Source organism: Herminiimonas arsenitoxidans (assembly GCF_900130075.1).
GTDB lineage: Bacteria > Pseudomonadota > Gammaproteobacteria > Burkholderiales > Burkholderiaceae_D > Oxalicibacterium > Oxalicibacterium arsenitoxidans.
In genome coordinates this window covers 2,958,251-2,984,516 of sequence record NZ_LT671418.1, presented here as the reverse complement: position 1 = coordinate 2,984,516, position 26,266 = coordinate 2,958,251, and the positions used below count along the sequence as shown (strand labels likewise).

At 52.7% G+C, this 26,266-nt stretch carries 30 protein-coding genes; 24 read left to right on the top strand and 6 right to left on the bottom strand.

Annotation, left to right across the window (positions count from 1 at the left end; translation table 11 throughout):
- Positions 1–4: 4 nt before the first annotated feature.
- From BQ6873_RS14145 to BQ6873_RS14055, 19 genes are all read left to right on the top strand, one after another.
- A complete protein-coding gene (locus BQ6873_RS14145) occupies positions 5–850 on the top strand; it encodes a lysophospholipid acyltransferase family protein (protein ID WP_076593215.1) in 846 nt (281 codons plus the stop codon).
- Positions 847–1,752, top strand: coding sequence for an LpxL/LpxP family acyltransferase (locus tag BQ6873_RS14140; RefSeq protein ID WP_076593214.1), 906 nt, complete (start codon positions 847–849; stop codon positions 1,750–1,752). Before BQ6873_RS14145 ends, BQ6873_RS14140 begins: the two co-directional genes overlap by 4 nt.
- 45 nt (positions 1,753–1,797) lie before the next feature.
- Positions 1,798–2,649 carry a diaminopimelate epimerase gene (gene dapF / locus BQ6873_RS14135; protein ID WP_076593213.1) on the top strand — a complete coding sequence of 284 codons (852 nt, stop codon included), beginning with the start codon at positions 1,798–1,800 and terminating at the stop codon, positions 2,647–2,649.
- Between the two features lie 112 nt (positions 2,650–2,761).
- On the top strand, positions 2,762–3,430 hold the full coding sequence (locus tag BQ6873_RS14130; RefSeq protein ID WP_076593212.1) for a DUF484 family protein: 669 nt from the start codon (positions 2,762–2,764) through the stop codon (positions 3,428–3,430).
- 8 nt (positions 3,431–3,438) lie between these two features.
- A complete protein-coding gene (xerC, locus tag BQ6873_RS14125) occupies positions 3,439–4,398 on the top strand; it encodes a tyrosine recombinase XerC (protein WP_076593211.1) in 960 nt (319 codons plus the stop codon).
- A 134-nt stretch (positions 4,399–4,532) separates the two neighbouring features.
- On the top strand, positions 4,533–5,054 hold the full coding sequence (locus tag BQ6873_RS14120; protein ID WP_076593210.1) for a Fur family transcriptional regulator: 522 nt from the start codon (positions 4,533–4,535) through the stop codon (positions 5,052–5,054).
- A gap of 12 nt (positions 5,055–5,066) precedes the next feature.
- On the top strand, positions 5,067–6,116 hold the full coding sequence (locus tag BQ6873_RS14115; RefSeq protein ID WP_076593209.1) for a CobW family GTP-binding protein: 1,050 nt from the start codon (positions 5,067–5,069) through the stop codon (positions 6,114–6,116).
- Between the two features lie 116 nt (positions 6,117–6,232).
- Complete coding sequence (dksA, locus tag BQ6873_RS18470) at positions 6,233–7,189, top strand: RNA polymerase-binding protein DksA (RefSeq protein WP_231949349.1); 957 nt, start codon at positions 6,233–6,235, stop codon at positions 7,187–7,189.
- A 93-nt stretch (positions 7,190–7,282) separates the two neighbouring features.
- Complete coding sequence (locus BQ6873_RS14105; RefSeq protein WP_076593208.1) at positions 7,283–7,948, top strand: ABC transporter ATP-binding protein; 666 nt, start codon at positions 7,283–7,285, stop codon at positions 7,946–7,948.
- The gene (locus BQ6873_RS14100; protein WP_076593207.1) at positions 7,948–9,162 is read left to right on the top strand and encodes an ABC transporter permease; all 1,215 of its coding nucleotides are present in this window, start codon (positions 7,948–7,950) and stop codon (positions 9,160–9,162) included. Before BQ6873_RS14105 ends, BQ6873_RS14100 begins: the two co-directional genes overlap by 1 nt.
- 14 nt (positions 9,163–9,176) lie before the next feature.
- Positions 9,177–9,410, top strand: coding sequence for a hypothetical protein (locus BQ6873_RS14095; protein WP_076593206.1), 234 nt, complete (start codon positions 9,177–9,179; stop codon positions 9,408–9,410).
- Between the two features lie 78 nt (positions 9,411–9,488).
- Positions 9,489–10,007, top strand: a complete 519-nt coding sequence (locus BQ6873_RS14090) for a DUF3299 domain-containing protein (RefSeq protein ID WP_076594144.1) — start codon at positions 9,489–9,491, stop codon at positions 10,005–10,007.
- Between the two features lie 10 nt (positions 10,008–10,017).
- Positions 10,018–10,395 carry a hypothetical protein gene (locus tag BQ6873_RS14085; protein ID WP_076593205.1) on the top strand — a complete coding sequence of 126 codons (378 nt, stop codon included), beginning with the start codon at positions 10,018–10,020 and terminating at the stop codon, positions 10,393–10,395.
- 78 nt (positions 10,396–10,473) lie between these two features.
- The gene (locus BQ6873_RS14080; RefSeq protein ID WP_076593204.1) at positions 10,474–12,486 is read left to right on the top strand and encodes a TonB-dependent receptor; all 2,013 of its coding nucleotides are present in this window, start codon (positions 10,474–10,476) and stop codon (positions 12,484–12,486) included.
- Between the two features lie 182 nt (positions 12,487–12,668).
- Entirely contained in the window at positions 12,669–14,090 is a 1,422-nt protein-coding gene (locus tag BQ6873_RS14075; RefSeq protein ID WP_076593203.1) for an STAS domain-containing protein, read from the top strand.
- Between the two features lie 123 nt (positions 14,091–14,213).
- Positions 14,214–14,750, top strand: a complete 537-nt coding sequence (gene hslV, locus BQ6873_RS14070; RefSeq protein ID WP_076593202.1) for an ATP-dependent protease subunit HslV — start codon at positions 14,214–14,216, stop codon at positions 14,748–14,750.
- Positions 14,751–14,783: 33 nt separating this feature from the next.
- A complete protein-coding gene (gene hslU, locus BQ6873_RS14065; protein ID WP_076593201.1) occupies positions 14,784–16,136 on the top strand; it encodes an ATP-dependent protease ATPase subunit HslU in 1,353 nt (450 codons plus the stop codon).
- Positions 16,137–16,160: 24 nt separating this feature from the next.
- A complete protein-coding gene (locus BQ6873_RS14060; RefSeq protein WP_407928055.1) occupies positions 16,161–16,379 on the top strand; it encodes a hypothetical protein in 219 nt (72 codons plus the stop codon).
- Between the two features lie 134 nt (positions 16,380–16,513).
- A complete protein-coding gene (locus BQ6873_RS14055; protein ID WP_076593200.1) occupies positions 16,514–16,843 on the top strand; it encodes a cupin domain-containing protein in 330 nt (109 codons plus the stop codon).
- A gap of 40 nt (positions 16,844–16,883) precedes the next feature.
- Here BQ6873_RS14055 and BQ6873_RS14050 read toward each other — a convergent pair whose 3' ends face one another.
- From BQ6873_RS14050 to BQ6873_RS14030, 5 genes are all read right to left on the bottom strand, one after another.
- A complete protein-coding gene (locus tag BQ6873_RS14050; protein WP_076593199.1) occupies positions 16,884–17,882 on the bottom strand; it encodes an NAD(P)H-dependent glycerol-3-phosphate dehydrogenase in 999 nt (332 codons plus the stop codon).
- Positions 17,883–17,995: 113 nt separating this feature from the next.
- A complete protein-coding gene (locus tag BQ6873_RS14045) occupies positions 17,996–18,445 on the bottom strand; it encodes an SH3 domain-containing protein (protein WP_076593198.1) in 450 nt (149 codons plus the stop codon).
- Positions 18,446–18,517: 72 nt separating this feature from the next.
- Positions 18,518–19,012, bottom strand: coding sequence for a protein-export chaperone SecB (gene secB, locus BQ6873_RS14040; protein ID WP_076593197.1), 495 nt, complete (start codon positions 19,010–19,012; stop codon positions 18,518–18,520).
- 74 nt (positions 19,013–19,086) lie between these two features.
- Entirely contained in the window at positions 19,087–19,350 is a 264-nt protein-coding gene (grxC, locus tag BQ6873_RS14035) for a glutaredoxin 3 (protein WP_076593196.1), read from the bottom strand.
- A 12-nt stretch (positions 19,351–19,362) separates the two neighbouring features.
- On the bottom strand, positions 19,363–19,764 hold the full coding sequence (locus BQ6873_RS14030; RefSeq protein ID WP_076593195.1) for a rhodanese-like domain-containing protein: 402 nt from the start codon (positions 19,762–19,764) through the stop codon (positions 19,363–19,365).
- Between the two features lie 106 nt (positions 19,765–19,870).
- Here BQ6873_RS14030 and gpmA point away from each other — a divergent pair, with 106 nt between their 5' ends.
- The 4 genes from gpmA to BQ6873_RS14010 all read left to right on the top strand — a co-directional run bounded on the left by gpmA (position 19,871) and on the right by BQ6873_RS14010 (position 24,396).
- Positions 19,871–20,617, top strand: coding sequence for a 2,3-diphosphoglycerate-dependent phosphoglycerate mutase (gpmA, locus tag BQ6873_RS14025; RefSeq protein WP_076593194.1), 747 nt, complete (start codon positions 19,871–19,873; stop codon positions 20,615–20,617).
- 92 nt (positions 20,618–20,709) lie between these two features.
- The gene (locus tag BQ6873_RS14020) at positions 20,710–22,068 is read left to right on the top strand and encodes a murein hydrolase activator EnvC family protein (protein ID WP_076594142.1); all 1,359 of its coding nucleotides are present in this window, start codon (positions 20,710–20,712) and stop codon (positions 22,066–22,068) included.
- Positions 22,069–22,070: 2 nt separating this feature from the next.
- Positions 22,071–23,552, top strand: coding sequence for a S41 family peptidase (locus BQ6873_RS14015; RefSeq protein ID WP_076593193.1), 1,482 nt, complete (start codon positions 22,071–22,073; stop codon positions 23,550–23,552).
- Between the two features lie 91 nt (positions 23,553–23,643).
- Complete coding sequence (locus tag BQ6873_RS14010) at positions 23,644–24,396, top strand: HesA/MoeB/ThiF family protein (RefSeq protein WP_076593192.1); 753 nt, start codon at positions 23,644–23,646, stop codon at positions 24,394–24,396.
- A 49-nt stretch (positions 24,397–24,445) separates the two neighbouring features.
- On the opposite strand, the gene BQ6873_RS14005 is transcribed toward BQ6873_RS14010, so the two are convergent.
- On the bottom strand, positions 24,446–25,249 hold the full coding sequence (locus BQ6873_RS14005) for a type IV pili methyl-accepting chemotaxis transducer N-terminal domain-containing protein (RefSeq protein ID WP_076593191.1): 804 nt from the start codon (positions 25,247–25,249) through the stop codon (positions 24,446–24,448).
- Between the two features lie 322 nt (positions 25,250–25,571).
- Here BQ6873_RS14005 and BQ6873_RS14000 point away from each other — a divergent pair, with 322 nt between their 5' ends.
- Positions 25,572–26,207, top strand: coding sequence for a Spy/CpxP family protein refolding chaperone (locus tag BQ6873_RS14000; protein WP_076593190.1), 636 nt, complete (start codon positions 25,572–25,574; stop codon positions 26,205–26,207).
- The last annotated feature ends 59 nt before the right edge of the window (positions 26,208–26,266 follow it).

The window sequence follows — 26,266 nt, the reverse complement described above, 5'->3', positions numbered from 1 at the left end:
CAGTATGCTTGTTTCCCTCTTCCGTCTGCTCTCTATTCTGCCTTTATCGGTGCTGCATCCGATCGGCATCGCAATGGGCTGGCTGGTTTATCTGGCGTCTCCTGCTTATCGCAAACGCCTGAAAGACAACATCACGCGTGCCGGCTATCAGCAACATTTATCTGCGGCAATCAATGAGTCCGGTAAAGGCATACTCGAATTGCCCTTCGTCTGGTGTGCGGCTCCCGCCCGCGTACTCCGTACCGCGACGATAGAAAACTGGGAACTGGCGCAAGCCGCGCTGGACGCAAAAACCGGCGTGATCTTCCTGACGCCGCATCTGGGTTGTTTTGAAATCATTGCGCAAGCCATTGCCACACAAACTTCATTGACCGCGTTATATCGCCCATCACGCAAGTCTGCATTGCAACCACTGATCGAAGGCGCGCGTGCGCGTGAAAATCTTCATTTGGCGCCAGCCAATCTATCCGGTGTGCGTACTTTATTGAAAGCATTGAAGAACGGCCAGGCCATCGGTTTGTTGCCAGATCAGGTGCCGCAACACGGCGAAGGTGTATGGGCAGATTTTTTCGGCAAACCAGCCTACACCATGACCTTGTCAGCCAAGCTGCACACTATGAGTCATGCACCCATCATTCTGTCTTACGCTGAACGCCTGCCTTACGGCCGCGGCTTCGTGATTCGCTTTGTACCGTTTGAAGAAACGCTAGGCGATACGCCGGAACAACAAGCACGTGCCATCAATCTGGCGATGGAAAAATTGATTGCGCGCTGCCCGGCGCAATACATCTGGAGCTACAACCGCTATAAAACGCCAGCCGGCGTCACTCCCGCCGGAGAACAAGTATGAGAGCGCTGATTATTGTGATGTGGCTGCTGCACTGGCTGCCGCTGCCGATTTTGGGACGTATAGGGAAAGCGCTCGGTTCGCTGCTCTATATCCTCATGAAGTCTCGCCGTCACGTGACGCTAACCAATCTGCGTCTGTGCTTCCCAGAAAAAAGTGAAGCGGAACGCGAAGCCATCGCCAAACAACATTTCCAAGCGTATGCGCGTAGTGCACTGGAACGCGGCATCTTGTGGTGGGCGTCGGAAGCACGTCTAAAACGTCTGATCCATGTCGAACCCGGCATCCCGTTCGAAGTACTCGAATCCGGCCCGACCATCTTGCTGTGTCCGCATTTCGTTTGCCTGGAAATTCCTGGCATTGCGCTGGTGCTGAATTCACATTTTTCAGTTTGTACGATTTACTCGCGCCAGAAAAATCAGCTGATCGATGAAGCACTATTGAAAGGCCGTTCACGCTTCCGCCCAGTCACGCTGCTATCACGCGACAAAGGCGTCAAACCCATCATCCGCGCGATGCGCGAAGGCCTACCTTTTATCATGTTGCCGGATATGGATTTCGGCGTGCGCGATAGCGAATTCGTGCCATTTTTCGGCATCCCTGCAGCCACGCTGACAGCACCGGCGCGCATCGCTGCAGCGACCAAAGCCAATGTCGTGCCTATGATCACCACTTACTTGCCGAACTACCAGGGATGGAAAACCACCTTCTATCCGGCATGGACGGATTATCCCGGTGACGATATCGTCGAAGCCACACGCAGAATGAATGCTTTCATCGAAGAACGTATACGTGAAGCACCGGCTGAATATTTCTGGGCGCACAAACGTTTCAAAACGCGCCCTCCGGGTGAACCCAGCGTTTATGCCAAAAACAGCCCTGACGACACACTGCCAGCTGATTAATCGCTTTCATTCATCGCGCTCGCAAGCCACAGCTATAATCGACACATGAAACTCAAATTCACAAAAATGCACGGCGCAGGCAATGATTTCGTCGTGATTGATGCCATCAACCAAGCCATAGCTTTCACTCCTGCACAATGGCAACATCTGGCAGACCGTCGCTTCGGCGTCGGTGCCGATCAAATGCTGGTAGTGGAGAAGCCACAAGCCGCAGGCGTTGATTTTCGCTATCGCATCTATAACGCCGATGGCGGCGAAGTTGAACAATGCGGCAATGGCGCACGCGCCTTCGTCAAATTTGTAACCGACAAGAAACTCACCAATAAACACGCCATAAAGGTTGAAACCATGTCGGGCATCATCGAGCCACGACTGGAAGCCAACGGGCAAATTACCGTCGATATGGGCGCACCAATACTGACGCCGGAAGATGTGCCCTTCAACACCACCGATCTGCTGTGCAAGGCAGAAGGTAACGATACTGTGTGGCCGCTGGACATCAAGGGTGAAACCTACTGGATTTCCGTCGTCTCCATGGGCAATCCGCATGCAGTGCAAGTCGTTGCCGATGTGGAAGAAGCACCGGTACGAGAAGACGGCGTCCTGATCGAAAATCATCCGCGCTTCCCTAAACGCGTGAATGCCGGCTTCATGCAAATCGTCGATCAGCATCACATCAAATTACGCGTATTCGAACGCGGCGCAGGTGAAACGCTGGCTTGCGGCACCGGCGCATGCGCAGCCGTTGTCGCCGGCATCCGTCGTGGTTTGCTCCACACGCCTGTCAAAGTAGAGACGCGCGGCGGCGAATTAGCTATCGCGTGGGCAGGTGGCGAATCAGCTGTGATGTTGACCGGCCCCGCCGTAACCGTCTTCGAAGGCGAAATCGAGATTTGACCGCTAATGCACGCGATTGTTTTTCGCACGCGGTTGTCGGTTAAAATCATTGCCAGATAACGCGCGCCTATGCGGCGTGCTCCCACCAAACTTATTCAATATCACACGACAAATGACTGCTCCCCTGGATTCCAACACCGTCGCCGACTATTTGCTGGATCACCCGCACTTTTTTGAAGAACATGCGGAGTTGCTGTCCAAAATCAAATTATCCAGCCCGCTCGGTGGTCGCACCTTGTCGCTGCAAGAACGCCAAATGGACGTCTTGCGTGAAAAGCACAAGCTCATGGAATTACGCTTGGCAGAGCTGATGCGCATCGGTCAGCAAAACGATGAGATCGCGCATAAATTCCATACATGGACATGCGCACTGTTGAAAGCGCGCAACGATGTCGATTTGCCGCACACGCTGACTGTCGGTCTGCAAGAAGCATTCTCTGTACCGCACGTTACGCTGCGTCTGTGGGGTGTATCGGAAGAATTTGCCCACACATGGTTTGCTGCCTCGGTTTCTGCTGATTCGCGTTTATTCTCCAACGGATTGACCACACCGTTCTGCGGCAGCAACAACGATTTTGAAGCCGCTTCGTGGCTGGAAGATGCGCCATCGATACAATCAGTCGCTCTCTTGCCTCTGCGTCTGGACAATGCACCGGAAGCGTTTGGCCTGTTGGTACTCGGCTCGCCTGATGCGCATCGCTTCACCTCGGACATGGCAACCGATTTCCTGACGAATATCGGCCAAACTGCCAGCGCCGCCTTGTCGAGCATGCTCGACTAAATGTCATCGTGAGCGTTGCAGCCAATCACGCTTACCTCGACGGTTATCTCGATAACCTGATCAGCCAGCGCCAACTGGCACCATTGACTACCGTCAGCTACCGTCGCGATTTGCTGGAATTGATTGCATACGCGACGGCAAGCGACAGCAATGCCTCACTCGCTTCCGTCACGCACTTCCAGATCCGAAAATTTACCGCGCAACTGCATGCCAAAGGCTTGAATGCGCGTTCCATTGCACGCAAATTATCAGCGTGGCGCGGCTTCTTCACTTGGCTCTCAGAACAAAACGCCATCACCTCCAATCCGGTCGATGGCATCAAGGCACCCAAACGCAACAAACCCTTGCCGAAAGCATTGGCTGCAGATGATGCAGTGCGCTTGGTATCAGAAACACGGCCCGGCAAAAACGCAAACTCAGCCATGCAACTATGCAATCGCGCGATGTTTGAGTTGCTGTATTCCAGCGGCTTGCGTGTATCGGAACTAGTAGGACTGGATGTACGTTACGCGCAGGAGAATCGCTACACTTCTGCCGGCTGGATAGATTTCGACGCACATGAAGTAATGGTGACCGGCAAAGGCAACAAGATGCGCAGCGTGCCTATAGGACAAGCAGCCATGGATGCGCTTGCGTCCTGGCTGGCGATACGCAATACGCTGGTGAAACTGGACCCGCATCCGCTATTCTTGAGCGAACGCGGCACGCGCGTTTCGGCACGCGTCATTCAACTGCGCCTAAAGGCACATGCGCAAGCGATAGGCTTGCCGACCGATGTCCACCCGCATGTATTGCGCCACTCCTTTGCCTCGCATGTATTGCAATCTTCCGGCGACCTGCGCGCCGTGCAAGAGATGCTGGGACATGCATCGATCTCTGCGACGCAAATTTATACCTCCCTCGATTTTCAGCGTCTGGCGCAAGTTTATGATGCCGCTCACCCTCGTGCGAAAAAGAAACCTGCTTAACAAACCGCAACACCATTCTGCGGCATCCCATCACTACTCCACGCTCATAAAACGTGTCGATAATTACGCAGTTTGCAACTCAATTGCAAATTTACGGCATAATCAACATACTATTTAATTGAATCAGCATCATCATGAAAAAATCCGCCGCTCCAGACTATCCGGCATTGGCTGAAAGCCAGTTACGCGAAACATCCGTACGCGCCACCGATGCGCGCATCAAGGTATTGGCCTCCTTGCTCGGCGCACCGTATGCCTTGTCGCACCAAGACGTGCAAGACAAGCTGGTTGATATGGATCGCGTCACGCTTTATCGCGCGCTGGACTGTTTGACCGACGCCGGACTAGCACACAAGATTGCCGGCGACGATCGCGTCTTTCGCTACAACGCGGGCATAGAACATCACGAACACGGCGACAAGAATCACGCGCAGCAACATCAACACGGCCATTTCAAATGTACGCGTTGCGCCAAAGTATTCTGTATCGATAACATCGATGAAAAATTGTTCGCCACCGATGCCAAGTCGAATTCACCTACTGCAACGCTGCGCCAACAATTGCAAAGCGTGATGCAAGACACACTAGGCAAAGGTTTCCAAAGTCACGAGATCGAACTCACCATCAAAGGATGGTGTGCAGATTGCGCTCACTAAAGATTAAATAACATGGCACTGATACCAACCACCATACTCACCGGCTTTCTCGGCGCAGGCAAAACCACACTGCTCAATCGCATACTGCAAGAGCCGCATGGCTTCAAGATTGCCGTCATCGAAAATGAATTCGGCCAGGAAAATATCGACAATGAAATTCTGGTGCAAGACAGCACAGAACAAATTATCGAGATGAACAACGGCTGCATTTGCTGCACCGTACGCGGCGACTTGATTCTTGCGTTGACTGCGCTGGCGCAAAAACGCAATGCCGGCGAACTGCAATTCGATCACGTCGTGATTGAAACTACCGGTCTCGCCAATCCCGGTCCGGTCGCACAAACCTTCTTCGTCGATGAAGAAGTCGCATCTGAATATCTGGTCGACGCCATCATCACCGTAGTCGATGCCAAGCATGCGATGCATCAATTAGACACTTTTGAAGAAGCGCAACGTCAGATCGGTTTTGCGGACAAGTTGCTGCTATCGAAGACCGATCTTGTCAGTGCCGATGAATTGAAAGTGCTGACCGAACGCATCAAACGCATCAATCCACGCGCGCCCATAGGCACCAACGATTTTGGCCGCGTAGCAATCGCCGATGTACTCGACTTGCGCGGCTTCAATCTCAACGACAAGCTGGAAATTGATCCCGACTTCATTGCTGCCGAAGAACATACGCATGAACATCATCATGAGCACGATCACGCTTGCGATGCGCACTGTGAACATGATCATCACGACCACCATCACGGACATCACAGCGATAATATTTCCGCCTTCGTTTTCAAAAGCGATCGCCCTTTCAATACAGAAAAACTGGATGAGTTCCTTGGTGGTCTGGTGCAAGTCTTCGGCCCGCGCATGCTGCGCTACAAAGGCGTACTGTGGATGGATGGCGCAGACCGCAAAGTCGTGTTCCAGGGCGTGCACCAAATCATGGGTACAGACATAGGCAGCAAATGGGGCGAAAACGAAACACGCTCCAACAAAATGGTATTTATTGGACAGAATCTTCCGAAAGCAACGTTTATTTTCGGATTAGAACAATGTTTGGTATAAACTACCGTGGTTTTGAGTCCAGGGGATAAGGGCCTGGGTGATGCTAAAGGTGTGAGTCTCGCACGCAGGGCACGATAAGATCCGAGTGTGGGAAAGTTCATTGAGGACAAGGGACTATGAACGCAACCGTCACAAAATCTGCAAAAAGCGCAAAAAAAATTGCCCCGAAGAAGGCTGCAGCGACTACTCGTGCAAAGCCTGTCAGCAAGGCATCCGCAAAAAAATCACCTGCGAAAACAGTCGCAGGCAAAGCCGTCAAGACCGTGAACAAAGCGGTCAAGCCGGCATCTAAGCCAGTAGCCAAAGCGGTAAAAAAACCACTGGCAAAGAGTGCGGTAAAATCACCCAAAGCTACTGCTAAAACGAAAGTGGCGGCAGTAAAATCCAGCGCTGTAAAAAGTGCTAAACCATTGGCAAAGCCAGTAGCGAAAGCAAAGCCGGCAGCCAAAAAGACAGCGAGCCCAGTAAAAAAAGTCACGGCAACCGTCAGCAAGTCGACAACAGCCGCGACAGCAAAACCGAATAAAGACGCATCTCGGTCCGGAACCAGCAGTAGCATCAAGACTGTCTCCAGACCCGCAGATAAAATTGAAAAACCCGTAGTTTTGAAGGCAAGCGCAGTGGCAACCAAATCAAGCAAATCAACATCAGTCGCAAGCGACACCGAACTGTTAACCGAAGCGCAAATCATGAAGATGGGCGAAAAGGATTACATGAATGAGGCTCAACTCGAATTTTTCAGAAACCGCCTGAAGCAACTTGAAAAAGACTTGTTGAAAAACGCCGACGAAACGACCGAACATCTGCGTGAAACCGTTCTGGTACCCGATCCAGCTGATCGCGCCACCATTGAAGAAGAACACGCTCTGGAATTGCGCACACGTGACCGTGAACGCAAGTTGTTGAAGAAAGTTCAGCAATCGTTGGTCAGCATTGATTCTGGCGAATACGGCTGGTGCGAAGAAACAGGCGAACCTATCGGCGTACCACGCTTGTTGGCTCGTCCTACCGCAACGCTGTCGCTGGAAGCACAGCAACGTCGCGAACTGAAACAAAAACTGTACGGCGACTGATTCCAGTCTGAATCGATAGGTTCTCGCAACCTATCTGCCAATAAAGCGCGCGGCACACTATCCGCGCGCTTTGTTTTTTTGTAGAATGCAACCATGTTGCAAATATCCGACCTGACGCACCGCTATGCCGGAGCGCACATACCCCATTTAGTTGTTCCCGCGTTTTCGCTGGCGCAGGGAGAACACGCGATCATCATCGGACCGTCCGGCAGTGGCAAATCTACTTTGCTCCATTTGATCGCGGGCATTCTGACACCGCAAACAGGTACTTTGCAGGTTGCCGGCATCGATGTGTCGTCGCTGACTTCACGCGCGGCAGATCAATGGCGCGGCAAAACCATAGGATTCCTCCCGCAAAAGCTTGCACTGATACCCAGCCTGAACGCACACGAGAACATTCTCTTGTCCGCGTATGCCAGCGGACAGTTAAACGATACGGTACGCGCCGATGCATTGTTGAATGCACTTGGACTAGCAGACAAGACAAAAGCAAAGCCGCATCAATTAAGCCAGGGACAACGCCAGCGCGTGGCATTGGCACGCGCGATGTTCAATCGCCCACAATTGCTGCTGGCCGATGAACCAACCGCCAATCTGGACGACGAGGCATGCAACACCGCCATCGCCTTGCTGCTTGCGCAAGTGGCTGAGATAGGTGCCTCCCTGATTATTTCCACACACGATGCGCGCGTGCTTAATGCTTTGCCACAGGCAAAAGTTTTACGGCTATCCGCAACTCAGCCCGGAGTATCCGTCTGATGGCGCTGAACGCATTTACGCTCGCGCTCAAGTCGCTGCGACACAAGCCGTTATCCAGCACTTTGAATATGCTGCTGATGGCAGTCGGCATCGCGATGATGACTTTCGTCCTGTCTGCCTCAACGCAACTCGCCGATAACGCACTGCGTGATGCAGAAGGTATCGATCTGGTTGTCGGTGCCAAAGGTTCGCCACTGCAATTGATCCTGTCATCCATCTATCATGTCGATACGCCAACCGGCAATATTCCATTGGCCGCAGAAGCGCAGCTGCAGCAAAATCGCATGGTAAAGAAAGTCATGCCCTTGGCACTGGGCGATAGCTATCACGGCTACCGCATCGTTGGTACCAATAGCGATTACATCGCGCATTACCAGGGTGCGATTGCACAAGGAAAAATATTCGATGCGCCCATGCAAGCCGTCTTCGGAGCGCAGGCAGCAAAGCGCACCAACGCGAAGATAGGTGCCGAATTCTTTGGCTCACACGGTTTGTCCAAAGCAGGCGAAGTACATGAAGATGCCGCCTTTCAAGTTGTTGGCATACTGCAGCCAACAGGCACTGTACTGGATCGTTTAATCCTGACGCCGGTCGCATCGGTATGGCACGTGCACGACAAAACGCACGGTCTCGATGCCAGTGATGCACAAGAAAAAGAAGCGATGGATGAATCGCGTGAATTGACTGCCCTGCTAGTTCAGTACGCATCACCGCTGGCGGCCATCACCATGCCCCGCTTCATCAATAGTCAAAGCGAATTGCAGGCAGCGCAACCAGCGTTGGAAGCCGCCAAGTTGTTCCGCATGCTAGGTGTCGGCATCGATGTCTTGCGCGGCATCGCTGGCATTGTGCTGTTGTCTGCGGCGCTGTCGATGTTTGTCGCGTTATATAACGCATTGGAAGAACGCAAAGCCGATCTCGCCATCTTGCGTACGCTAGGTGCGCCGCCGTCCAAATTATTCATGTTGCTGTTGATAGAAGGCATCTTGCTGGCGCTGATAGGCGCAGCTCTCGGCTGGCTGTTGGGACATCTTGCAGTCGAAGTATTGGGACGCATCCTGAGCGAAGATCAAAATCTGTCGCTCTCCGGCTTTATTTTCAGTGTGGATGAAGTGTGGCTATTGCTACTGGCACTAGGCACCGGATTAATTGCCGCACTGCTACCGGCACTGCGCGCTTATCGCACTGACATTGCCAGTACTCTGTCACATTAAATTCTGAGGTCGATATGAAATATTTACTGATCACTTGCACCGCGCTCTGGGCTTTTTCTGCTCATGCAAAAGACAGCGAACACAAGAGAGACGTCATAGCCCAGCATCAGGCAATCGCTGCCGCACACTATGCAGCAGCGCGCTGCATCAGCAAGGGCAAGGATGAAAAAGTATGCCATGCGGAACTTGCTGCCGCCTGCAAAGGTTTGGCTCTCGGCAAGTTGTGCGGCATGCGTCATGTGCATTAAGCATTTTTTCCCAGTCGTCATAACACGCCCAGTACAATGAGCTACCTGATGTTCTTACGATTACTTGATGAAATGATCATGCGCCCCACCTCCCGCATTCTGCTACTCGCCCTGCTGGCACCGGCCCTAGCCTTCGCCGCGGGGTCATCGACTGCGCCGCAGCAAGGTCAGCAACATGTCGCGCCACCCGGTGTCGGCGACACGCCAGGACAAATGCCGGTGCTGTATGACATCAAGGGCGTGACTTCGTGGAGCACGCTGGCCAAGGTCAAGCAAGTGAAAGTAAAGAATCGCATCTTGCCTGAATTCAGCAAGGATATTGCCGCGCTGAACAATCAGGAAATCAAGGTGCAAGGTTTCATGATGCCCTTGGAACCGGGCGAGAAACAAAAACACTTTCTGATTTCGCTAGTACCGCAAAGCTGCAGCTTCTGCCTGCCAGCCGGACCGGAAGGCGTCGTCGAAGTAAAGTCCAAAACACCGGTCAAGTACACGCTAGAACCCATCATCGTTTCCGGCAAGATGGAAATCATGAAAGACGATCCTATGGGCTTGTACTACCGCATGAGCAACGCAACACTGGCATCGAATAAATAAACATCATTTCGTGAAATCCGCATACTCGTCACCTGCCGCCTCTAACCGCCGTCTTTGCTTCGCTGCATTGCTGGTGGTGGTCGTGCTGTTTGCGCAGTGGATGGGCATGCGCCATCGGATAGAACATGCGGATTGGGCCGGTAATCACCACCTGATCGCCCACGTCGCAGATCAAGGCATCGCCGAACCCGACCTCGAATACGCCGGCGATAAATCGCACTCCTGTACCTTGTACGATGGCATGGCGCTGGCCGACAGCGCACCATTGTTACCATTCGCCCCTGTACTGCAAACCAGCGTACAGGTCCTCGCTTTATGGGCGGCCTATATCTCGTGGGACGCTCCGCTACTCTGCCACTTCTCTTCCCGCGCACCGCCACGGGTGTAACTGAGTTTCCTTTCCTGCCGCATCCGATTGCCATGCTATCGGCTTGCGCTCGTCTTTATTTGTTTTCAAGGAAGTATCATGATCGCCCAACGCACTCTATTGGCAAGCGCCGTCCTATCCGCGCTCGCATCTTTATCCGCATCCGCTCTAGCTCAGTCGGCAGAGCAAACACTGCCTGCTGTCGTCGTCACCTCAACGCCATTCGGCAATGATGAAAACGCCCAAATCATGGCACCCGCCAAGGTGCTGTACGGCGATGAATTGCGCGAGAAACTCGGCAACTCATTAGGCGATACGCTATCGCAAGAACTCGGCGTCTCTGCCTCAGCTTTTGGCGCAGGCGCATCGCGCCCCATCATTCGCGGCATGGAAGGTCCACGCGTCAAGATTCTGCAAAACGGTATGTCGGTGATGGATGCGTCCAGTCTGTCGAATGACCATGCAGTCGCTGGTGAAGCATCGACTGCACAACAAATCGAAATTCTGCGTGGCCCGGCAGCATTGCTATACGGCTCCGGCGCGATAGGCGGCGTCGTCAATATCATCAACAACCGCATCCCGACCGTATTGAATGCCAAGCCGACCGGTGATGCAGAAGTACGTTACGGCACCGCGGATCAAATGAAGAATATGTCCTTCTCCATCGATGGCGCAGCGGGCGACATCGGCCTGCATGTGGACGGCAATGCACGGGATGCAAAAGATTACAAAATCCCCGGCAATGTCAGCCTGAGTGATCCAAGTTTAGGTTCAGGCAAATTGCCCAATTCCTTCGCACGCTCCAACAGCGTTGGCTTCGGTGCCTCGTATATTCAAAGCTGGGGACACATAGGTGCATCGGTCGGGGTCAACGATGATCGCTACGGCATCCCCACAGCGGAAAGATCCTTCATCACCTTGAAGCAAAATCGCTACGATATCGATGGCTTGATCAAGGAACCGTTCAGCAACTTCGAATCCTTCCGCTTCAAGATCGGCCACACCGATTACAAGCACACAGAGAATCAGGCAGATGGCACACCGTCCACCGACTTCAAAAACAATGCAACGGAAACCCGCTGGGAATTGACGCATAAACCTATTGCAGGCTGGCGCGGCAGCTTCGGCCTGCAAACGGAAAACTCGACCTTCTCCGCGCTGGCGGCCGATGGCAGCGGACCGGAAACAGTACCGATTACCAAGAGCACATCGATTGCCGGCTTCCTGCTGGAAGAGCGTGATTTTGGCCCCTTCCGCGTCAGTGCAGGCGCACGTATCGAATCAGTCAAACGCAAACCTGATGCCACATCCGGCCTGGTACAACGTGACTTCAACCTGGGCTCGTATTCGCTCGGCGGCTTATGGACCTTCACCCCAGGTTATGGCCTGGGCTTGACTGGCTCGGTGGCGCAACGCGCACCGGCGATTGAAGAACTGTATTCCAACGGCCCGCACGAATCGACAGCAACTTTCGATATCGGCAATGCCAATCTGCGCAAGGAAACCTCGCACAATATTGAATTGAGCCTGCAAAAAACCGAAGGCTTGATCCGCTGGAAAACCAATGTCTTCCAAAATAACGTGAAGAACTACGTCTACGGCCGTACCGATGGCACACGCGTCGATGACACAGGTGCTGTCGATCCAACTGGCGAATTCATGGAGCGCTTCTGGTCGCAAAACGACGCCGTCATACGCGGCATAGAAGCAGAAGTCAGCTACAACCTGCGCGGCAACGGTTTGTCGTGGCGCGGTTTTGCCGATACCTCACGCGGCACCTTGACCGGCGCCGGCAATCTGCCTTTGCAACCAACTACACGCTTCGGCGCGGAAATCGGCTATCGCGAAGGCAACTGGCGCTCCGGCCTGAAGGTATTGCATGCAGAGAAGCAAGACCGGCTGGCAAGTTTCGAAGATTTCGTCACGCCGTCCTATACGCAAGTCGATGCCAATTTGTCCTACACGCAAAACTACAATGCCATGCCGATTACCTGGTTTGCCATCGTCAAGAATTTGCTGAACGACGATATCCGCCTGTCAACTTCGGTACTGCGTGAAGTAGCGCCGCTGCCGGGCAGAAACCTGATCATTGGCGTGCGCACCAGTTTTTAAAACCAGTCCTTAAAACATGTTGTATCGCTAACGCAAATTTTTGCCTATACAAGGCGACCCACTGTAATCGGCGGGTCGCTTTGTGTTACCTTTAAGCGGATTTTTAACACTGCCTCCAAAGAGGCGTCTTAACAACTTGGCGTACTTATTAAAATTGCACGCCATTGCTTATCAGGATAGACGTGGGGATTTTTTCGCTATTTGGCAAGAAGGACCGCCAGCCGGCACGAAAGCCGACTGAAGCGGAATCTTCGCAAAAGAAACGTGACAGCAATACGGCTCGCGTTAACGCAAAAAGCGAAAACGAACAGGTGCAGCGCAAAGCCGCGCATGCGACCGCCATGAAGATCGATGCCATCGAATCGGAAATGTCGTCGGAGTTCGTCAAACCCTTGCCGTTCAGCGGCAACACCATGCCTGGACCGCCAAGTCAGTTTCTCAATACCAACACGCGTGCACCAGATACACAGATCAATAGCAAGCCCAAAACCGTAACACCTCCACAATTAGACCAGCCATCGATGCTGCCCGATATCATGGGTGCCAGCACTGCATTTTTGCTGGGCGCAGAAACAGTCATCGGACCGGTCGCCATTTCCAAATCGGAAGCAGCGCCTGTTATTGAAGAAGCCGCCATCCTGTTTGCCAACGGCCAAACCGATCTGGTCGAACCAGTATTATTAAATGCCATCGCAGAAGAGGCGCTCGGCAACACACCGCTGACCGTGTGGGGCATGTTATTCGATCTTTATCAAATCACAGGCCAACGCGCCTTGTTTGAAAACCTGTCTATCGAATACGCCAACAAGTTTGAAATGTCGCCGCCGACATGGGTAGAAAGCAGCGCGACCGAAACGCCCAAAGCGGCTGTCGCGCGCACCAGCACCACACCGAGCGTTGCCTTCTCCGGCAAACTCGACGCCAGCATCATCAAGCAACTGGAACGCATCAAGAACTTGGTAGAGATGAGCGATGTGCTCAAGCTGGAATTTGCACGCGTGGCAGAAGTCCATCCAGTCGGCTGTGGCTTGCTGTTAAACATCCTGAAGCGCTTGCAGAAATCCAATCACAAACTGATCCTGGTCGGCGCACCTGAATTGGCGGAAAAAATCCGCACGATTCTGCAAGTAGGCCGACGTGATGAAACTGAAGCGCCATGGCTGCTGTTGCTCGAAATCCTGCGCCTGCTGAATCGCGAATCCGATTTCGAAGAAACCAGCATCGATTACTGCATCACCTTTGAAGTATCGCCGCCAGCCTTTATCGCACCGCAAAACAAGGTGGTGACCGATGCGGAAGAGTCCGCCACACCGGATGACGAACGGCTTGATCATTTCATGATGCCGGTCGTGATCGACGCGCGCACCGACTCACTGGGCAAGAACATCACTGTGTATGCACACACACATAATCCCGTAATACTGGATTGCACACAGCTGACGCGCATGGATTTCAACGCGGCAGGACGCTTGTTCGGCGATTTACTCCCGCTGATCAACAGTGGCAAAACCATAGAACTGTATAGCGCCAATCATTTCATCATCGCCTTATGTGATGTCATGGGAATAACAGAAGCCGTGCGCATCGTCCCGCGCAAAAACTAAGATCTCTGCAAGATCACGGCACAATTTCGACTTGTAATCGCATAGTCCGTCCCCATTTTTTCGTGAGTATCCGCTTTTAGCGCGATGACTCATAACCTCAGCCCATTCATTACAGAGGCAAGCATGGAACAATTTCACGGCACCACCATTTTGTCAGTGCGGCGCGGCAACATTGTTGCGCTCGGCGGCGATGGCCAAGTCACATTAGGCAATATCGTCATGAAGGGCACTGCGCGCAAAGTACGCAAGGTCTATAACGGCAAGGTACTGGTCGGCTTCGCCGGCGGCACCGCAGATGCCTTCACCCTGCTGGAGCGCTTTGAAAGCAAGCTGGAGAAGCATCAGGGCCACTTGATGCGCGCCTCGGTCGAACTGGCCAAGGACTGGCGCACCGACCGCATGTTGCGTCGTCTGGAAGCCATGCTGCTGGTCGCCGATCATGAAACCACACTGATCATCACCGGCAACGGCGACGTGCTGGAACCAAACGACGGCATAGGCGCGATCGGTTCAGGCGGTACTTACGCGCAATCGGCCGCCAAAGCCTTGCAAGAAAACACCGATCTGTCACCGCTGGAAATCGTCAAAAAATCACTGACGATAGCCGGTGAACTCTGCATCTATACCAATCTGTCGCACACGATAGAAACGCTGGATTAACGTGTTGACCGTACCATTTTGCGAAAAAACATCATGAACATGACACCCAAGGAAATTGTTTCAGAACTCGATAAACATGTAGTCGGACAAGGCCGCGCCAAGCGCGCCGTCGCGATTGCATTGCGTAACCGCTGGCGTCGTCAGCAAGTCGCCGAGCCTCTGCGCCACGAAATCACACCCAAGAACATTCTGATGATAGGACCGACCGGCGTCGGCAAAACCGAAATCGCACGCCGCCTCGCCAAGCTGGCTGATGCACCTTTCATCAAGATCGAAGCCACCAAATTTACCGAAGTCGGCTATGTAGGCCGCGATGTAGACACCATCATTCGCGACCTGATCGACATCGGCATCAAGCAAACACGCGAAGCAGAGAAGAGCAAAGTACGTGCACGCGCTGAAGATGCGGCGGAAGATCGCATCATCGACATCCTGGTACCGCCAGCACGCGATTTCGGTTTCCATCCGTCGTCGTCAACTACTCCTTCTGACACCGCGCCAACTACTGGTAACGCCACACGTCAGACTTTCCGCAAGCGTTTGCGTGAAGGCACCATGGACGATACCGAGATCGAAATCGAATTGGCCGAAGCCGGCCCAACGATGGAAATCATGGCACCGCCCGGCATGGAAGAAATGACCGAGCAAATCAAATCGATGTTCTCCGGCGTGGGTGCTAGCCGCAAGAAAACACGCAAGATCAAGATCAAGGATGCGATGAAACTCTTGATCGAAGAAGAAGCCGGCAAACTGGTCAACGAAGATGAACTGAAGCAAAAAGCCATCACCAACGTTGAACAAAACGGCATCGTCTTCCTCGATGAAATCGACAAGATCGCGACCCGTTCAGAAAACGGTGGTGCTGATGTCTCGCGCGCTGGCGTACAACGCGATCTGCTTCCATTGGTTGAAGGCACGACCGTCAATACCAAGTACGGCATGATCAAGACCGACCACATCTTGTTCATTGCATCTGGCGCTTTCCATCTGGCCAAACCATCGGATCTGATCCCGGAACTGCAAGGTCGCTTCCCGATACGCGTGGAACTGGAATCATTGTCGATTGCCGATTTCGAACGCATACTGACCAGTACCGACGCCTGCCTGACCAAGCAATACGAAGCCTTGCTGGCTACTGAAGGTGTGAAAATCGAATTCTCACCAGACGGCATACAGCGCATGGCAGAAATCGCTTATTCAGTGAATGAAAAAACTGAAAATATCGGTGCGCGCCGCTTATACACAGTGATGGAAAAATTGCTGGAAGAAATCTCGTTTTCCGCCACGGATAGCCCGGAACAGACGCTGGCTATCGATGCCGCCTACGTCAATGAAAGACTGGGCGCGTTGTCAGTGAATGAAGATTTGTCACGTTACGTGTTGTAATCGAATGGAGCGCATGGCAACACCATGCGCTCCATAAATGCCATGGCCAATAAAGCACTCGCCAAACGACAGAAGCTCACGATACGCATAGAGCCTTCGCAACAAGCGCTGAAACCGCGCAATCACGTCGCGCTCGCAGCCAAACAACGCGTGGGCGGTGCACATCAAAAATCCATTTCCGGGCAACGGCAAGAGCAGAAACGTTTGCTGAAAACCAAGTTATCGGAACCGGAAGAGCAGTAATCAGCAACACACTCCCAATACCCTACTGAATCAATCGACTATCGGATTGTCGATTGATCCGGCGCGTTTTGTTTGTTATAACAAACGAGGGACGCTCATTTCACACGCGTGATAACAAGCTTGAGGAGAACATCATGGCTCTACCGCACGCAACATCTGGCCAATTGATCGACATACGCCCACTCGGCACGCGCATCTCCAGCGCCGTCTCGAACGCCCTGTTTAAAACACCCCAACTTGAATTGATGCGCTTGGTACTCCCGCGTGGCAAAGGCATGCCTGAGCACAAGGTGCCCGGCGCTGTCACAATTCAATGTCTGGAAGGCTCTATCGAATTACACGCGCATCAGGCTACGCAAATCTTGCGCGCTGGTGAATTGGTCTATCTGGCAGGCGGCGAACCGCACTCCCTGCATGCGCTGGAAGACTCGTCGGTTTTATTGACACTGCTATTGCAGCATTGATGTGGAATTGAAAGCATCGCCGAGCGGCGATGCTGGAAAATCAGGCCGCAGTCTCGTCACGCGAATCACGTGACAGCAAGCGCTTCACCATCTCACGTGGCGAGTCATCTTCAAACAATACACCGGCAACAGCATTGGTAATCGGCATATCCACACCATGCTCAGCCGCCAATCCACGCACGGCTTGCGCGCAACGCACACCTTCTGCCACATGACCTAGCTCGCGCACGATTTGATCCAACTTCTTGTCCTGCGCCAAACCCAAACCGACCTTGCGATTACGCGACAAATCGCCAGTACAGGTCAAAATCAAATCGCCGACACCAGCCAAACCCATGAAGGTTTCCACACGGCCGCCCAGCGCAACACCGAAGCGTGTAATTTCTGCCAAGCCGCGCGTAATCAGTGCCGCACGTGCATTCAAGCCCAATCCCAGGCCATCGATAATACCGGTGGCAATCGCAAGGATATTTTTGACTGCGCCGCCAACTTCGACCCCGATCAAATCGTCAGTCGAATAAATGCGAATAGTCTGTCCGTGCATTACGCTGACAACACGCTCACGCAATGCCGCATTATCGGAGGCTATCGCCAATGCACATGGCAAACCGCGTGCTACTTCCTGTGCAAAAGACGGGCCGGATAAAGCACCGGCAGGAATATCGTTACCCAATATTTCATGCACGATTTGATGCGGTAATAGATGCGTTTTTTCCTCGAAGCCTTTGCATAACCAAACCAAGTTTGGAATCGCATACGACTTCAATTGCGTCGCCAGCGGCCGCAAGCCAGACAGCGAAGTCGCAACCAGCAACAAGCCATCCGATCCAACATGCGCAATCGCTGCGGCTAGATCCGAACTCACAGACAAGCTGTCTGGAAAACGAAATCCTGGCAAATAAGTTGAATTCTCGCGACGCGTTTCCGCATCCTGCATGACGGCGGCATCACGCCCCCACAGCACAACGGAATGGCGATCAGCCAGCGACATCGCCAAGGCAGTGCCCCATGCGCCTGCGCCAAGTATTGAGATATTCATGCGGTGGATTTGGTGACCAAGATTGAGAGAATACTAACAGGCAAAAGACGAACAGCCGTCATTGGATAACAAAGCCTGCAACAATGCGATGCCATCAGATATGACAGAGACGATTACTCGCCCCACACTTCGCTGACTTTGGCAAAACCAATTTGACCATCACGATGCTTGAGCTTGACCCAGCCTCCAGACGGTGGGGCAGCCAACTCCAGCAACACACCTTTGTCTGCAGTACATACTGTGGCAGAAGCATCATCCGCAGTAGCATGCAATTTAACGTTGGCAACGGTCACGACTACATTGCGTTTTGCAGTGAGTGTCTTGGCCTCTACCCATGCCAGATCGCCAGCGGCGTCACGCACCTTGCTCCAGCCTTCTTGCGTCAACACGACTTCTACCGGCATACCGCGCGGTGCCACGAATACTTTGCGACCTTTTTCAGATGGTGCGTTATACAAGACCGCAGGATTAGCACCTACCGATTTGTATTCAACGGCATGAGCCGCACTCGTGCCCAGTACGGCAACAAACAGGACGGAGAAAAGAGGAGCAGACCATTTCATGTGGATCACCTTCGGAATTGTCTGAAGCGCTGCAGGTGCGTTTAACACGCTCCTGCAGGCATATTGAAAAACTTAGTGTCTTGCTGCCGAACCGTCGGCCATTACGATGCCAGAGCTGCTGTCAGCTTGCTGTTGCGCCAAGGCTTCCAGACGTTGCTGATAGAACACTTCGAAATTGATTTCCGACAGATGTACAGGCGGGAAACCAGCGCGCGTAATTGCATCCGCGATATTGGCACGCAAGTACGGGTAGATCACGTTCGGGCAACCGATGCCAAGCAATGGATCGAGTTGTTCGTCCGGGATATTACGAATTTCAAAAATACCGGCTTGCTTGCCTTCTACCAGGAAGGCAATCTTGTCATTGATCTTGGCCGTTACCGTGATGGTCACGGACGATTCAAAAATACCTTCAGCCAGTGGCTGCGCACCAACATCAACCGCGACTTCGATCGAAGGTTGTTCCTGTTCCAGGAAAATAGCTGGGGAATTCGGTTGTTCGAGCGACAGATCCTTCAGGTAAACACGTTGGATCTGGAATACAGGTTGCAGATTTTCGTCAGCCATGAAGCACTTTCATTGAGATTAAATAAGGAGGGCAGCGCCCTCCTGCTTACTTGCGAATAGTGGAATTTATACGCTTACGCGCTTTGCAGCAAGGCATCCAGCTTGCCTTGACGTTCCAGCGCGTTCAAGTCGTCAAAACCGCCAACATGGGTTTCGCCGACATAGATTTGCGGCACAGTACGGCGTCCGGTCTTCTCCATCATCGCCACACGTTGTGCGGGATCGAGATCGATACGGATTTTTTCAATATTATCTATGCCTTTGGCCGCCAACAAGCGTTCTGCCATCGTGCAATACGGGCAGACGCCTGAGCTATACATCACTACATGCGCAGTCATAATTTTTCCTCTTTACTTGGTGACCGGCAAACCTTGCGATTGCCAAGCATCCAGCCCACCGAGTAAACTAGTGGCTTCGGTGAAACCCTCTTTCTTCAGTTGTGCGGTTGCTTTGGTCGATTGCAAGCCCTTGGCACAGACAACAATCACCGGACGAGCTTTGAATTTTTCCAATTCAGCCACGCGGCCTTTCAATTCTTTCAACGGAATGTTTTTCGCATCACGGATATGGCCGGCAGCGAAATCAGCTGCAGAGCGCACATCAAGAATCAACGTTTTTCCTTGATTAATGATCTGAGTTGCTTGCAATGCAGTAACTTTGGCACCTGTGCGTTGCAGGGTATGGAGGACTAAAGCGCCACCGGAGACCAGTACGATGCCGATGAGGAAAATGTTATCAATGATGAATTTCACGGTGTTCCAATTAGTTGAAAGAGTGTTCGCATTATAAAATAGAAGACCGAATACAATTCGGATTCGGCATTTTGCATCAAAAAACCATTATTTATCTACTTGAGCCATGTATAAAATCGTATTGATGCGTCACGGCGAGTCCACATGGAACCTCGATAACCGCTTTACCGGCTGGGCTGATGTCGATCTGACAGAAAAAGGTCGTACCGAAGCCAAACATGCCGGCAAATTGCTGCGTGAAGCAGGCTTTACGTTCGATCTCGCTTATTCCTCCGTCCTCAAACGTGCTATCCGCACCATGTGGCTAACGCTGGACGAAATGGATTTGATGTGGATACCGGTCGTCTGCGACTGGCATCTGAACGAACGCCATTACGGCGCCCTGCAAGGCATGAACAAGGCGGAAACCGCCACCAAGTTCGGTGCAGATCAAGTCATGACATGGCGTCGCAGCTACGATATCCCGCCTGATCCACTGGATCCGGCCGATCCGCGGACATCGTACGACGACCCGCGCTACGCCAATCTGAAGCGCGAAGAAATTCCGTTGGCAGAATGCCTGAAAGACACGTTGATCCGCGTCGAGCCGTATTGGAAAAACACTATCGTGCCATCCATACTCGCAGGCAAACAGATCGTCATTTCGGCGCATGGCAACAGCTTGCGCGCCTTGATCAAGATACTGGACGAGATCAGCGATGAGGATATCGTCAGCCTGAACATCCCGAATGGCCGCCCTATCGTGTACGAACTGGATGAGAACCTGAAACCTATCCGTCACTACTATCTGGGCGATCAAGCATCGTTGGACGCGGCCGTCAAAGCTGCTGCCAGCCACGGGCAAACTGCCTAAACTCCGTGCCGATATCACTGCTATCTCGTATTAAATACAGTAAAACCATGCCCGTCAGTCAATACCTGCAACGATGGCCGGGCATGCGTTTCATGGTCATCGGCGCTTTGCTGGCCACGTTCTTAGCCGCTCAGCCTAGCGCGCACGCACAAAAAGCCACCGACCGCAGCAAGCAAAAAAAGGTCGCCGAGAGCGAACGCGCCGATCTGCGGCAAAAGCTCAATACGCTTAAACGCAGCATAGACAAGACAGAAACCGCAAAAAGCTATGCCGCCGACGCTTTAGCCAAATCGGAAGAAGCCATTTCCGACGCCAAACGCACCCTGAGCGATCTGGCCCAGGAACAGCGACAAACCGAAGCCAAGCTGAACGACTTATCCAAACAACAAGCCGCGCTGCAAAAAATCGTCGAGACCCAGCAAAACCAGCTCGCCAAACTGCTGCGCGAGCAATACATCGCCGGCAATGAAGACCGCATCAAGCTGCTGCTGTCCGGCGACAACCCGAATCGCATCAATCGTGAGCTGCAATACATGGGCTACGTCTCGCGCGCGCAAGCGACTTTGATCGAATCGCTACGCGCCAATTTGCAAGCCATCGAAGAAAACCAGGCAGAAGTACAAAACGCCAAGCAAGAACTGGATGAAATTGCGACCGAAGCGCGCGATCAGCACGCCATCCTGCAAAAAGAGAAAGCCCAGCGCGCCACCCTGCTCGCACAACTGTCGAACAAACTCACCGCCCAACGCAAGGAAGCCGGCAATATCGAACGCGACGAACGCCGCCTTTCCAGTCTGGTCGACAAACTGGCCGTCCTGATCCAGGAACAGCGCAAGGCTGAAGCCGCAGCGGCAGAAAAACGTCGCCAGGAACAAGCAGCACGCGCCAAGGCGGCCCGAGAAAAACGTCTGGCACAAGCCAAAACCCGCACTACCCCAGACAATCGTGCTTCCAACGGAAAAATTTCCAACCCGGATGCGATTGAAGACGATGAACCGCCAGCTAAATCAATGGGCCGGAATGAACTCACACCCGATGCCAGCGTCCAAGACGGAGTATTTGCAGCTTTGCGTGGACGTTTGCACTTGCCGGTACGTGGCGATCTGACTGCCAAATTCGGTAGCAAGCGCGGCGATGGTCCTAGCTGGAAAGGTCTGTTTATTCGGGCTGCCGAAGGTACGGACGTCAAAGCCGTTGCTGCTGGTCGCGTCGTTTTCGCCGAATGGCTACGTGGATTTGGCAATTTGATCATCGTTGACCACGGCAGCCAATACATGACGATTTACGGTAATAATCAATCCGTGTTGAAACATGCCGGCGATACCGTCAAGGCAGGCGATATCATCGCCAATACAGGTAATAGCGGCGGTAATGAACAATCAGGTTTATACTTTGAAATGCGGCACCAAGGCCGCGCGTTTGACCCACTCGGTTGGGTAACTATTAGGTGAACATGGGAACGAAACTCAAAAATATCGGACTAGTCGGCTTAGGCATGATTGCCGGCGTGATCGTAATGGGGACACAACTGGATGCGATGGCGCAGAAAAATGCCACCGGTACGCCATTACCACTAGAAGAATTACGTCAGTTATCCGAAGTATTCGGGCTCATCAAATCGGATTACGTAGAACCGGTCGACGACAAGAAGCTGCTGACCGAAGCCATTTCCGGCATGGTCTCCTCACTCGACCCGCACTCCGCCTACCTTGACAAGAAAGCATTCAAGGAATTGCGTGAAGGCACACAAGGCAAGTTTGTTGGCTTGGGTATCGAAGTCGGGATGGAAGACGGTTACGTCAAAGTTATCTCCCCTATTGAAGATTCACCAGCTTATCGCGCCGGTATCAAGGCAGGCGATTTGATCACCCGTCTGGATTCCACGCCTGTCAAAGGCATGACACTGGATGAAGCCGTCAAAAAGATGCGCGGTGAACCCAACACCAAGATCACTCTGACCATCGCCCGCAAGGACGAAGACAAACCTATCATCATCACGATCACACGCCAGGAAATCCGCGTGCAAAGCGTGAAAGCGAAAATGGTAGAACCTGGCTATGCGTGGCTGCGTGTCTCGCAATTCCAGGAACCAACCGTGGATGACATGGCGAAGAAAATCGCTGCACTGTACGCACAAGATCCAAATCTGAAAGGTTTGGTACTCGATCTGCGTAACGATCCGGGTGGCGTGTTGCCAGGCGCCATCGGCGTCTCCGCAGCTTTCCTGCCTAAGGATGTAGTCGTCACTTCCACCAATGGTCAGTTGCCGGACTCCAAGGCAACCTTCTACGCACGTCGCGAATTCTATGCAACGCGCGCAGTCGGCGATCCACTGGCGAAACTGCCGGAAGCATTGAAGAAAATCCCTATGGTCGTGCTGGTCAACTCCGGCTCCGCATCGGCATCTGAAATCGTGGCCGGCGCATTGCAGGATTACAAACGCGCCACCATCATGGGCACACAAACCTTCGGTAAAGGCTCGGTGCAAACCATACGTCAATTGTCTGCCGATACGGCAGTCAAGCTGACTACCGCTCGCTACTACACACCTAACGGCCGCTCGATCCAGGCCAAAGGTATCGTGCCGGATCTGATGGTCGATGAAACAGCAGATGGCGATGGCTTGAATGGCCTGCGTCTGCGTGAAGCGGATTTGCAAAAGCATCTGAGCAACGACAAAGACAAAGGACCTGAAGTCCATGCTGACGTCGATGCTCCGGCAGAAGAAGCGCGCCTCGCTGCGTTGGAGAAAAAACGCAAGCCACTGGAATTCGGCAGCGCGGATGACTTCCAGTTGACGCAAGCCTTGAATCACTTGAAAGGCTTGCCAGTTGTTCTGTCGAAAGTAAAAGCTGAAGCTAAGAAAGAAGAACCTAGCATCAACAAACCGAAAACAGAACCAAAAGCAGAACCGAAAAACGGCGACAAGAAGTAATCGTCATCGCTCACAAAAAAGGCCGCAGCGATGCGGCTTTTTTTGATTGTTCCGATTATTTTTATTCCTGTATCAGCATCACGGATGATTTATGAACGACCACCAACTACTGCGCTACTCACGCCACATCCTGCTCGATGAAGTCGATATCGAGGGCCAGGAAAAACTGTTGGCAGCGCATGCATTGATCATAGGCGCAGGTGGTCTCGGCTCACCTGCGGCGTTTTATCTCGCGTCTGCAGGCATAGGCACCATCACGCTGGTGGATGACGACACCGTCGATCTGACCAATCTGCAGCGCCAAATTCTGCACACGACGGAACGTGTTGGTCGACCAAAGGCAGACTCCGGCAAGCAAACACTGGAAGACATCAATCCCAGCATTAATATCGTCGCGTTAAAAGAACGGGTATCAGGTGAACGCTTGAACGAGCTGGTGCGCAATGCGTCTGTCGTGCTCGATTGCAGCGACAACTTTGCAACCCGTCATGCGATCAATCGTGCCTGCGTTGCCAATCGCGTGCCGTTGGTATCGGGTGCTGCGATCAAGTTCGATGGTCAGATCAGCGTGTTCGACCCACGCAGCGGCAACGCACCTTGCTACGCTTGCCTGTTCCCGGAAGATCAGGAATTTGAAGAAGTGAATTGCGGCACCATGGGCGTCTTCGCGCCACTCGTCGGCATCATAGGTAGCATGCAAGCGGCAGAAGCATTGAAGCTGGTCGCAGGAATTGGTGAGTCGCTGGCTAGACGTTTGTTATTGCTGGATGCGCGCACGATGGAATGGAGCAGCATCAAGATCGCACGCAATGCCAATTGCAGCGTGTGTGGGCAAGCACACTAAACACCACGCCAACAATCAGCACAAACTGACGACAGCACGCGCAATTCGCTCACGCCAATTGCTCGTACAAGCCAGTAATCTTGTCCATCGTCTCCAGTATGCGCTCGCTGCTGGTCGCGACATTGGTAGCGAAACGCACTTTGCTATCGTTGCTGATCGCACTGCTTTTCAATGCCTGGTCGAAGAAAAACCATTGCTGCTGAGCCAGCGTAATTTCCTGTTTGATGAGCAAGGTATTTTTCGGTGAAGCCGACAATTCTGCCATCGCAGTCAAAAATTCATCGCGTGCCTTGGCCAGATTAACCAAGGCATTCGATGAAGCCACACCCCAATTGATCGCTTGATAAAATTTCGCCATACGTTGAGACAGCATGCGTTGCCGTCCAGCGATATTGACGAGGTGTCCGGCCGTGCTTCCCGATAATTTTTCCAATTGCAGCGTAGCTGCATGCGCCAATGCCAGCACTTCTTCATTGATCGTCATGACCGATTTGGCGTCTTGCTGATTCGGTGGATTCGTTATCAATACCTCTTTGTAACGTCCCCACGTTTTTTTCAAATCAGCCAGCGTTGCCTTGTTCTCTGGCGTAGGTGCGTACGATTCGAGATCGGCCAATTGGCGCTCAAACAAGGCCATCGATAGCGTGAATATTTTCTGTGAACGCGGCAAATCGATGGACTGCCCGATCTGCAAATAGGATTTGGCCAAACGTTGCGACAGCATGCGCTGGCGACCTGATTTATTGATTGCATCGTTGATGTTGACTATACGTGCATCGGCCTTTGCATAAACACCGACCAACAAGGTGGAACTGGCCAGTAAGCTGGCATGGAGAAAGTGACGCCTGTTCATTTTTATTCCTTATTATTCTTTGACTAAGGCAAACATCGTGGGCGACACCATGCGCCGCACTATTTATTCGGTGCAAAAGCTGTGCCAAGCGCTATACGATCGCTGCCAAAGTAGCCATATCCAATAAAGATGATTTACTCCACCCAAACTGGTGCGCAATACCGATATCAGGAATAAGCAGGGTAATGAACGCACCAACAAGGGCTGATTCAGCCTTTACATAACTTTACGGCTCGCATGCGATTGCGCAACAGTGCTCTCCTAAAGTATCAACATGCCAGCACAGAACAGCCGGCACCATTGATAGACAAAGGAGCTTTAAATGAACAAGCAAACCCCACTGAACAAAATGACTATTGCGTCAGTTCAAACTGCATCGCGCGGTCGCCGCTTAATGATGGTCGGTGCAACTGCTGCTATCGTCAGCGTCCTTTCCTTCGCTGGCGTCAGCTACGCACAAGAAGGCCAGGCACCGCAAACCACGACGCAACAAAAACACTTTGACCATCGTGACAAGATGAATCCTGAACATGCAGGAAAACGCTTTGACCGTATGCTGAGCCGTCTGGTACCAGATGCCACACCTGAACAAAAAACAAAGCTTGATGCGATTGCCAAGGCTGCATTCACCGATCTGCGCCCATTGCACGAACAAAGCCGTGCCGCACATGCACAAGGTCTGAAATTGTTGGCACAATCGACCATCGATCGCAAGGCAATCGAACAAGTACGTCAAACCGAGCAAAAACTGGCTGATCAACGTTCGCGTCGCATGAGCCAAGCGTTTGCAGATGCGGCAGAAGTTTTGACGCCAGCACAGCGCGTGAAAGCAGTTGAGCAACTGAGCAAGCACGGTCCTGGCTTCGGTCACCGTTTTGGTCATGGCCCACGTCACGGCCATGGTCCTGACCGCGGCCCAGGCGCTGCTCCACAAGCACCTGCACCAGCCGCTCAGTAAAACGGGCTCTGCGTAATGAGCGCGCCTGTCTCCATAAAATTGGATGCAGGCGCGACTCA

What these genes read in the sequence shown, in the direction of transcription:
- BQ6873_RS14080 (WP_076593204.1), top strand. Translation starts at nt 10,474, where the DNA reads ATGATCGCCCAACGCACTCTATTGGCAAGCGCCGTCCTATCCGCGCTC.
- secB (WP_076593197.1), bottom strand. Translation starts at nt 19,012, where the DNA reads ATGGCTGACGAAAATCTGCAACCTGTATTCCAGATCCAACGTGTTTAC.
- BQ6873_RS14050 (WP_076593199.1), bottom strand. Translation starts at nt 17,882, where the DNA reads ATGAATATCTCAATACTTGGCGCAGGCGCATGGGGCACTGCCTTGGCG.
- dksA (WP_231949349.1), top strand. Translation starts at nt 6,233, where the DNA reads ATGAACGCAACCGTCACAAAATCTGCAAAAAGCGCAAAAAAAATTGCC.
- BQ6873_RS14015 (WP_076593193.1), top strand. Translation starts at nt 22,071, where the DNA reads ATGGGAACGAAACTCAAAAATATCGGACTAGTCGGCTTAGGCATGATT.
- BQ6873_RS14130 (WP_076593212.1), top strand. Translation starts at nt 2,762, where the DNA reads ATGACTGCTCCCCTGGATTCCAACACCGTCGCCGACTATTTGCTGGAT.
- BQ6873_RS14020 (WP_076594142.1), top strand. Translation starts at nt 20,710, where the DNA reads ATGGTCATCGGCGCTTTGCTGGCCACGTTCTTAGCCGCTCAGCCTAGC.
- BQ6873_RS14100 (WP_076593207.1), top strand. Translation starts at nt 7,948, where the DNA reads ATGGCGCTGAACGCATTTACGCTCGCGCTCAAGTCGCTGCGACACAAG.
- grxC (WP_076593196.1), bottom strand. Translation starts at nt 19,350, where the DNA reads ATGACTGCGCATGTAGTGATGTATAGCTCAGGCGTCTGCCCGTATTGC.
- BQ6873_RS14145 (WP_076593215.1), top strand. Translation starts at nt 5, where the DNA reads ATGCTTGTTTCCCTCTTCCGTCTGCTCTCTATTCTGCCTTTATCGGTG.
- BQ6873_RS14045 (WP_076593198.1), bottom strand. Translation starts at nt 18,445, where the DNA reads ATGAAATGGTCTGCTCCTCTTTTCTCCGTCCTGTTTGTTGCCGTACTG.
- BQ6873_RS14060 (WP_407928055.1), top strand. Translation starts at nt 16,161, where the DNA reads ATGCGCTCCATAAATGCCATGGCCAATAAAGCACTCGCCAAACGACAG.
- BQ6873_RS14095 (WP_076593206.1), top strand. Translation starts at nt 9,177, where the DNA reads ATGAAATATTTACTGATCACTTGCACCGCGCTCTGGGCTTTTTCTGCT.
- BQ6873_RS14055 (WP_076593200.1), top strand. Translation starts at nt 16,514, where the DNA reads ATGGCTCTACCGCACGCAACATCTGGCCAATTGATCGACATACGCCCA.
- BQ6873_RS14115 (WP_076593209.1), top strand. Translation starts at nt 5,067, where the DNA reads ATGGCACTGATACCAACCACCATACTCACCGGCTTTCTCGGCGCAGGC.
- gpmA (WP_076593194.1), top strand. Translation starts at nt 19,871, where the DNA reads ATGTATAAAATCGTATTGATGCGTCACGGCGAGTCCACATGGAACCTC.
- BQ6873_RS14090 (WP_076594144.1), top strand. Translation starts at nt 9,489, where the DNA reads ATGCGCCCCACCTCCCGCATTCTGCTACTCGCCCTGCTGGCACCGGCC.
- BQ6873_RS14120 (WP_076593210.1), top strand. Translation starts at nt 4,533, where the DNA reads ATGAAAAAATCCGCCGCTCCAGACTATCCGGCATTGGCTGAAAGCCAG.
- hslU (WP_076593201.1), top strand. Translation starts at nt 14,784, where the DNA reads ATGAACATGACACCCAAGGAAATTGTTTCAGAACTCGATAAACATGTA.
- hslV (WP_076593202.1), top strand. Translation starts at nt 14,214, where the DNA reads ATGGAACAATTTCACGGCACCACCATTTTGTCAGTGCGGCGCGGCAAC.
- BQ6873_RS14005 (WP_076593191.1), bottom strand. Translation starts at nt 25,249, where the DNA reads ATGAACAGGCGTCACTTTCTCCATGCCAGCTTACTGGCCAGTTCCACC.
- dapF (WP_076593213.1), top strand. Translation starts at nt 1,798, where the DNA reads ATGAAACTCAAATTCACAAAAATGCACGGCGCAGGCAATGATTTCGTC.
- BQ6873_RS14000 (WP_076593190.1), top strand. Translation starts at nt 25,572, where the DNA reads ATGAACAAGCAAACCCCACTGAACAAAATGACTATTGCGTCAGTTCAA.
- BQ6873_RS14140 (WP_076593214.1), top strand. Translation starts at nt 847, where the DNA reads ATGAGAGCGCTGATTATTGTGATGTGGCTGCTGCACTGGCTGCCGCTG.
- BQ6873_RS14105 (WP_076593208.1), top strand. Translation starts at nt 7,283, where the DNA reads ATGTTGCAAATATCCGACCTGACGCACCGCTATGCCGGAGCGCACATA.
- BQ6873_RS14010 (WP_076593192.1), top strand. Translation starts at nt 23,644, where the DNA reads ATGAACGACCACCAACTACTGCGCTACTCACGCCACATCCTGCTCGAT.